5 protein-coding genes are annotated in these 7,825 nt (G+C 70.2%); all 5 read right to left on the bottom strand.

Annotated elements, in window-relative coordinates:
* Positions 1 to 71: 71 nt before the first annotated feature.
* Positions 72 to 1,721, bottom strand: a complete 1,650-nt coding sequence (locus tag VIW71_RS02255; RefSeq protein WP_331620146.1) for a glycoside hydrolase family 13 protein — start codon at positions 1,719 to 1,721, stop codon at positions 72 to 74.
* Positions 1,722 to 1,723: 2 nt separating this feature from the next.
* Positions 1,724 to 4,354 carry a glycoside hydrolase family 66 protein gene (locus VIW71_RS02250; protein WP_331620145.1) on the bottom strand — a complete coding sequence of 877 codons (2,631 nt, stop codon included), beginning with the start codon at positions 4,352 to 4,354 and terminating at the stop codon, positions 1,724 to 1,726.
* 38 nt (positions 4,355 to 4,392) lie between these two features.
* A complete protein-coding gene (locus VIW71_RS02245) occupies positions 4,393 to 6,027 on the bottom strand; it encodes a glycoside hydrolase family 66 protein (RefSeq protein WP_331620144.1) in 1,635 nt (544 codons plus the stop codon).
* On the bottom strand, positions 6,024 to 6,908 hold the full coding sequence (locus VIW71_RS02240) for a carbohydrate ABC transporter permease (RefSeq protein WP_331620143.1): 885 nt from the start codon (positions 6,906 to 6,908) through the stop codon (positions 6,024 to 6,026). The genes VIW71_RS02245 and VIW71_RS02240 overlap by 4 nt, the downstream gene beginning before the upstream one ends.
* On the bottom strand, positions 6,905 to 7,825 hold a 921-nt coding region (locus tag VIW71_RS02235; protein WP_331620142.1), incomplete at its 5' end, for a carbohydrate ABC transporter permease. The genes VIW71_RS02235 and VIW71_RS02240, both read right to left, overlap by 4 nt.

Genomic DNA, 7,825 nt, shown 5'->3' with positions numbered 1-7,825 from the left:
AACGGCCCGTCGGCCGACGGGCCGTTCCTCCGGGTGGCTGCCGGTCCCCCGGCCGGGAGGGACCGGGGTGCCTACGGGGTGGGTTCGGCGCGGTACCAGGTGGTCGCCGGGGCCGTGGGGGCGCTGGTGATGACCGGGTGGCCCCATTCGGGCCGGGCCTCGACGGGCGGGCCGGAGAAGACCGTGACGCAGACGTGCCGGCCGCGGCGGAAGGCGAGGGCGTCGTCGCGGCCGAGTTCCAGCCACTCGAAGGCGGACTCCGGGTCGAGCGAGGCGCGCTCGCGCACCGCGCTGCGGTAGAAGGCCAGTACGGAGCCGGGGTCGGCCTCCTCGCGGTCGACGGCGAAGTCGGCGAACCACGCGGGCTGCGGCAGCCAGGTGGCCGCCGACCCGCCGGGGTCGCCGAACCCGAAGCCGGGTTCGTCCGCGCGCCACGGCAGGGGCACCCGGGAGCCGTCCCGGCCGTGTTCGGTGCGCCCGGAGCGCTCCCAGATCGGGTCCTGGCGCGCGTCGTCCGGCAGATCGAGCACTTCCGGCAGACCCAGCTCCTCGCCCTGGTACAGGTAGACGGAGCCGGGCAGCGCCAGCAGCAGCAGCGCGGCGGCCTTGGCGCGGGCGACGCCGAGTCCGACGTCCACCACGCCGCGGGCCCGGGTACGCAGCGCGTTGGCGTCGGCGGTGGTCGGCGGTTCGGCGTGGACGAGCCCGTAACGGCTGACCGCGCGGTGCACGTCGTGGCTGTTGAGCGTCCACGCCGGCACCCCTTCGACCTCCTTGAGCGCTTCGAGGCACTGCGTGACGGAGGCGTGGAACGCCTTGGCGTCGAACGGCTGCTGGAGCAGGTCGAAGTTGAAGACCTGGTGCAGCTCCCCGGCGCGGATGTACGCGGCCGCCTCGGACGGCGGCAGCCACACCTCGCCCAGCAGCGTCAGCTCCCGGCCTTCGTACGCGTCGGCGATCGCCCGCCAGCGCCGGAAGATCTCGTGCACACCCGGCTGGTTCCAGGTGTACGGGTTCTCGCCGTCCGGGTCGTCCAGGTCGGGCAGGCCGGGGTGTTTGACCATGGCGTAGGCGACGTCGATCCGGAAGCCGTCCACGCCGCGGTCGAACCAGAGGCGCAGCACGTCGTCGAACATGGCGCCGACCCGCGGGTCGGTCCAGTCGAAGTCGGGCTGGCTCGAGTCGAAGCTGTGCAGGTACCACTGCTCCGGTTCGCCGTCGGGTCCGGTGAGCCGGGTCCAGGCCGGGCCGCCGAAGGTCGAGCGCCAGTTGTTCGGCGGCTGCGAACCGTCGGGGCCGCGGCCGTCGCGGAAGATGAACAGCCCGCGCTCGGGGGACCCGGGCGGTGCCGCCACTGCCCGGCGGAACCACGCGTGGTCCGCCGAGCAGTGGTTGGGCACCAGGTCCATCAGCAGTTTCAGACCCCGCGCGTGCGCGCCGTCGCGCAGCTTCTCGAACGCGGCCATCCCGCCGTAACGCTCGTCGACGACCGTGTAGTCGGCGACGTCGTAGCCGCCGTCCCGGTTCGGCGAGGGGTAGCACGGGTTCAGCCACAGGCCGTCCACGCCGAGGGAGGCGATGTGGTCGAGTCGCTCGGCGATCCCGTCGAGGTCGCCGATCCCGTCGCCGTTGGCGTCGGCGAAGGAGCGGACGTAGAGCTGGTAGATGACGCTGTCACGCCACCAGGGCCGGGGCCCGGTCGGGGTCTGGAACTCGTACAAGGTCAGCCGCTTCCCAAAGTGAGGTTGTCGAGGTTGATGGCGCCGGCGTTGCCGTTGGTCCAGACGACCACCGTGTGCAGCCCCGCGGTCAGGGTCACCGGGACGTTCAGCGTCGTCCAGGTGTCCCAGGTCCCCTGGCCGGGGAAGGTCGGCGTGGCGATCTGGTTGCCGTCGACCGAGATGATGCGGGTCGCGTCGGAGCCGCCGTTGGCGTAGCGCAGGGTGAGGTTGTGGTTCCCGGCGGTCGCCGCCTTGACCGTGAACGACACACCGCTGTTGGCGAGATGGAAGTTGTCGGCGAAACCGGTACCGGTGTAGCCGGGGTGGTCGGTGTTGGTGCCGACGTTGGTGAGGACCGCGCTCTCGGCCTCGTACCGGTTGCCGGCCGGGGTGGAGAAGCCGCGGTCGATGTAGACCATGTCCCAGTTGACCAGGGACGGGACGGTGAAGCTGATGTAGCGTCCGGCGGCGTCGGTCCCCACGGTGTAGGCCAGGGACGTGCTCACGCCGTGCGCGGTGTCGGGCGAGGCGACCCGTACGGCGGTCGGGTTCTCGTCCGGCCCGAGGTAGTACTTGACGGGCAGGTTGCTCTGCACCGGCGGGGTGGACTTGCCCGCGGGGCGCCAGTCGCCGTCGTTGCCGAGCAGGTTGATCAGGTGGATGACGTCGTTGTTCGCGGTCTTCTTGACGTTGGCCCATACGGTGCCGCCGGAGGCGTCGCCGCTGGTCGTGACGCCGGTGATCTTGACGAACTGGCTGCCGGAGTCGACGGAGTGCACGTCGGGCCCGTAGAGCAGGTTCTCGTAGGCGGTGATGAAGTCGTAGTAGTCCTTCATCCAGGCGTGCAGCGCGTTGGGCATCTGCTTGGCGTGGTCGGGGAAGTACGGCGCGGCCAGCATGCTGTCGCCCTGGCCCATCTCGATGTGCGTGGCGCCGGACGCCGCGATGGACGCGTTCTGCAGCTGCACGGAGGTGGTGTCGAAGGTCCCCAGCACCAGACTGTCGAGGTTGATGTACCCGGTGTCGGTGGCGCCGACCGAGACGGTGACGGTGTGGGTGCCGGGGCTGAGCACCGGGGTGACGATGTCGGAGTCGAAGTGCCAGTTGTTCCAGCTGTGCCCGGGGTCGAACGGCATGGTGACCTTGCCGAGGGTGCTGCCGTCCAGGGTGACCGTGCGGCTGGCGTCGGCGCCGGTGGCGTTGGCGTACCGCCAGACCAGGCTGTACCTGCGCGTCTCGGGCACGGTGATGGTGAAGGTCAGGCTGTCGCCGGTCTGACCGAAGTTGTCGGCGAAGCCGGTGCCGGTGTAGCCGGGGTGGTCGTTGTCGAAGGCCACGCCGCCGCCGAAGGTCGCGGACTCCGCCTCGTACAGCGGGCCCGCGTCGTCACGGTAGTTGGGGTAGGCGGCGATCACGGAGGGCTTGGTGAAGCCCGACGCCTGCTGCTGGCTGTCCAGGTACGTCTTGACCGAGTTGTACGTCTCGTGGTTCTCCCACAGCTCGCTGTACAGGTAGTCGGACTGCTTGGCGGCGGCTACGTCGGGGCCGCCGAAGCCGTCGACCGCGTTGAAGCCGACGATCTTGCCGGGCGTCGTGGACAGCTTGCTCTTGGTCGCGGTGACCAGTGACGACAGTCCCGCCTGGAGGTCGACGGGGTTGCCGGAGGTGTCGGTCATCGCACCCCAGTTCCCGAGCTGGTCCAGGTGGGTGCCGTCGAAGCCCATCGAGTTGACCTGGTCGGCGTACTTGTCGGTGATCCAGTTCTGCCACGAGGTGTTCGCCGGGTTCATCTGGTAGAGCGTGGTGTCCGGGTAGCCGTTGTGCATCTGGAACGCCCACGGGCTGCCGTTGGAGGCGTAGTTGAGGCCCCAGGCGGACGAGACGCCCGGCGACTCGGTGCCGTATCCGGCCAGCGCCGCGTACGACATGGAGTACGGCATCGCCGACACCGACTTGTTGTGGGCGGCGGTGATGTACTTCTTGACCGCGTCGGTGGAGATGACGTCGCCGTTCCAGCTGTTCCACGTGGCCGGGAGGCTGCCGTCGGTGTTGTGCTTGACGGGGTTCTCGTGGCGCCACATCCAGTCGTAGAACTGCAGGTTGTTGATGTGGTATCTGCGGACCAGGGTGGCGACGTCGGCGTCCGCGGCGGCCTGCGTCGTACCGGTGGGGTACGAGGTCAGGTAGCCGGGACGCGGGAAGTGCGTCCAGTTGCTGGACACGTCGACGGCCGTCGCGGCGGTGGAGGATCCGGCGCTGATCTGGACCAGGTAGCCGGAGAAGTCGGTCGCGGGGGGCGTGACGTTGAAGGTCACGGTGGAGGTTCCGGAGGACGGGACGTTCGCCGGCACCGAGCCGGTGGCGACCGTGGCGCCGTGGTGGGTCATCGTGTAGGTGACGTTGCCGGACCAGGATCCGGCGCCGGTGGTCTCCTTCAGGACGGCCGACACGGTGGCGGACGTGCCGGGTGCGTAGCGCGCCTTGTCGACGTAGGCGTCGGTGAGGTTCACCGTGCCGCCCGCCGCGTGGGCGGCGGGCGCGGCGGCGAGGAAGCCTCCGATGAGCGCGGCGGTCAGGACGGCGGCGGTGCGTCTGTGGATCCGTGTGCGTGAGCGGCGAATGCGACGTTGCATCGGGTGCTCCATATCGTGGGGGGGACGTGCACGGGCGGTTACGGCTGTTCCGGGTAGGGGTCGATGACGACCATCTGCCACACGTGGGGTGCGGGCAGGACAGCGTGCGCCCAGTCGCCGTCCTCGGCGACGGCGACGTCTGTGAGGTGGTGCTGCCGGTCCGGGTCGGCGACCCGCACCCGCGGCAGGCCGGCGCCGGTCCGGCGGATGCGCAGGGTCCCCGGACCGGGGTCGGCCGGGGCGTTGCGCGGGGCGTCCCAGAGGGTGTCCTCCTGGCCCGCCAGGTTGATCAGGTGGACGACGAGCCGGTCCCCGGCCTGGGTGACACGCCGCCACACCCGTCCCGGCGCGACGGGATGGCCGACGGCGGTGTCCGCGTAGCGGACGTCGAGGTCGTCGTTGTAGCCCCCGGCGTACGAGCCGGTGACGTCCGCGATGCCGGGTGCGGTCAGCAGCTCGGCATGCTCGACCAGGAAGTCGTACCAGCGCCGCAGCAGCGCGGCCGTGGACGGCTCGACGGTGTGGTTGCGTACGTAGTAGGGGTCGACCAGGATGCGGTCGGCCTCGCCGCACAGCAGCTGGGTCGCGCCGTGCGAGTGCAGCGTGGCCATCGTCAGCGCGGTGGCCAGGTCACTTGCCGCGGCGGGCGCGCTGTCGTAGACGTGCTGGTACGCGGCGACGACGACGGGCTTGCCCGCGCCCTCGGCCCGGGCCCGGGTGGCGACCTGGGCCAGGTGTTCCAGGCCGGTGCTGGGTTCCCAGACCTCGATGTAGACCGCGTCCTGCGGCGCGTGGGCGGTGGCCCAGGTCGGGAAGTCGTTGACGTTGTTGAACACCAGGCGCGCCCCGGGCAGCGCCGCGCGGACCCGTCCGATCATCGTGGTGAAGCTGCCGGCCACGTCGACCGGCTCGCCGCCGGGGCGGTGCGCGCGCTTGGGGTAGCCGTACTGGTCGAGATGGAAGCCGTCGAAGCCGACCCGGTCGACGGAGGCGGCCAGGTCGCCGGTGAAGTGCTCCAGCCAGTCGTCGGTGGCCGGATCCACGAGGAACAGGAAGTCGCCGAGGCCGTACGGGGCTCCGGTCGGGGTGAGCAGCGCGTCGTGCTCCCACTCGGGCCATTCCTTCGGGCCGACGGCGTACACCGCGGCGTATCCGAGGGCGTCGGAGCCGACCTGGTGGCAGAGGTCGACCAGCGCGCGGACGGTGGACAGCGCCACCGGCTGGCCGAGCGCGTCGTCGTAGGTCTCACCACCGCCGACGAGATCGGCGTGCCGGTAGGCCCAGTCGTAGAACTGCACGCCCGTCAGGTGCAGGCGCCGCAGGTTGTCGGCGACGGCGGCGAGGTCGCGCCCGGGCCGGTAGTCGACCACGAAGCCGTAGCGCAGCGCACCGCGCGGGTCCTCGGCGACCTGGACGGCGGTGCGCGCCGTGTTCCCGCCGGCGCCGGTCAGTTCGACGCCGAAGCCGCCGGCGGGCAGCGGCCCGAGGTCGGCGGGCGCGTCGCCGGGGGCGACCGGCAGGGTCGCGACGACGTCACCGAAGTGACGTACCGTCAGTTCGCCCGGGCCGGTCAGACCCCGGATCTCCACGAGTACGTGCTCGCCGGGTCGGTACACGGTCCGGGCGGGCAGCAGCTCCACTGTCTCGTGTCCGTCGACGTGTTGATGCGTCATCCCTTGACCGCCCCCGAGGTGAGTCCTTGTACGAAGTGGCGCTGGAAGATCAGGAACACCGCGATGACCGGGAGGACCGCGATCATCGAGGCGGCGAACACCAGGCCCCAGAGCGTGGAGTTCTGGCCGTGGAACAGGGAGATGGCCAGTGGCAGAGTCTGCTTGGACGGGGTGGAGATGATCGTCAGCGACCAGGCGAACTCGTCCCAGCTCGCCAGGAAGGTGAAGATGGTCGCGGTCGCCAGGGCCGGCTTGGCCAGCGGCAGGATCAGCCGCCGGTAGCGGGTCCACGGACCGGCGCCGTCCACCTGCATCGCCTGTTCCAGCTCGACCGGGATCGCCGCGAAGAAGCCGCGCAGCAGGAAGGTGTTCAGCGGCAGCGACCCGGCCACGTAGAAGACCACCAGGCCGGCCAGCGAGTCGAGCAGCCCGAGGTACTTGGCCAGCACGAACTGCGGGATGATCAGCATCATCGCGGGGATCATCAGGCCCAGCAGGAGCAGCCGGTACAGGACCTCCTTGCCGCGGAAACCGAAGCGCGCGAAACCGTAGGCCATCATCGAACTGAGCAGCAGGCTCAGCACGGTGGTGAAGAACGCGACGATCAGGGAGTTGACGAAGTAGCGGCCGAAGTCGTGCGAGCCCCAGGCCGTCGTGTAGTTGGCGACGGTCGCCGGGTGGGGGACGAACTGCGGCGGGATCGTCAGCACGTAGGTCTGGCTCTTGAACGAGGTCGAGAGCATGTAGACGAACGGCAGGACCATCACGGTCGCGCCGACGACCAGCGCCACGTAACGGCCCACCGTCGCCGCGCGCAGACGCGGGCGCTGCGGGCCGGGGCTGGGGGCGGGGCGCGGTCGCGCGTGCGCTGCGACGCTCACCGGACCTCCTCGGACTCGTCGCGGAACACCCGGAGCTGGATCAGGGACAGGATGAACACGAACAGCGTCAGCAGCACGGCGATGGCCGAGCCGTAGCCGAAGTCCAGGTTCTTGAAGGCCTGCTGGTACATGTAGGTCAGCAGCACCTGCGTGGAGTCCGCGGGGCCGCCGTCGGTGACCAGCAGGACCGAGGTGAAGACGTTGAAACCGCCGATGACCAGCATCACGGTGACGAAGACCGCGGCCGGCCGGACGGCCGGCAGGGTCACCGCCCGGAAGCGCTGCCACGGCCCGGCGCCGTCCATCTGCGCCGACTCCATGAGTTCCTTGGGCACGCCCTGGAGCGCGGCCAGGAAGATCATCATGGACCAGCCGATGCCCTTCCAGACGCCGAGCGCGGACACCACGGCCATGCCGGTCCACCTGCCCGCCAGCCACGACGTCGGCTCACCCGTCAGGTGGGTCACGTCGTGCAGCATCCAGTTCACCAGGCCGCTGTCCGCGAACAGGTACTGGAACAGCAGCGAGACCACCACCCAACTGGTCACCACCGGCAGGTAGAACAGCACCCGGAACAGCGCGCGTGCCGGCGCCTTGTTGTTCAGCAGCATCGCCACCAGCAGCCCGAGCACGACCTGCGGCGGCACGGTGAACGCCATGTACACGGCGCTGTTGGCGCTTGCCCGCCAGAACACCGGGTCGTGGAAAGCGCGGTTGTAGTTGTCGAAGCCGAGGAACTCGCTGACCGAACCGGCCACGATGTTCCAGTCGTAGAAGCTCATCTGGAACGCCTTGACCATCGGGTAGACGATCAGGGTGACGAAGAGCAGGAAGCCGGGCGCGATGAACGTCAGCGCGATGCGGGTGGAGCCGGTGCGCCGTGGCCCGGCGGCCGGGCGCCCCGCGGACCGGGGGCG

Origin of the sequence: Streptomyces sp. (genome assembly GCF_036524955.1) — a bacterium.
In the GTDB taxonomy this organism is placed as follows: domain Bacteria; phylum Actinomycetota; class Actinomycetes; order Streptomycetales; family Streptomycetaceae; genus Actinacidiphila.
This window is presented reverse-complemented; position numbering and strand designations above follow the sequence as displayed.

Excerpts from the sequence above, each read along its gene's own strand:
- VIW71_RS02250 (WP_331620145.1), bottom strand. The coding sequence starts at position 4,354 with ATGCAACGTCGCATTCGCCGCTCACGCACACGGATCCACAGACGCACC.
- VIW71_RS02245 (WP_331620144.1), bottom strand. The coding sequence starts at position 6,027 with ATGACGCATCAACACGTCGACGGACACGAGACAGTGGAGCTGCTGCCC.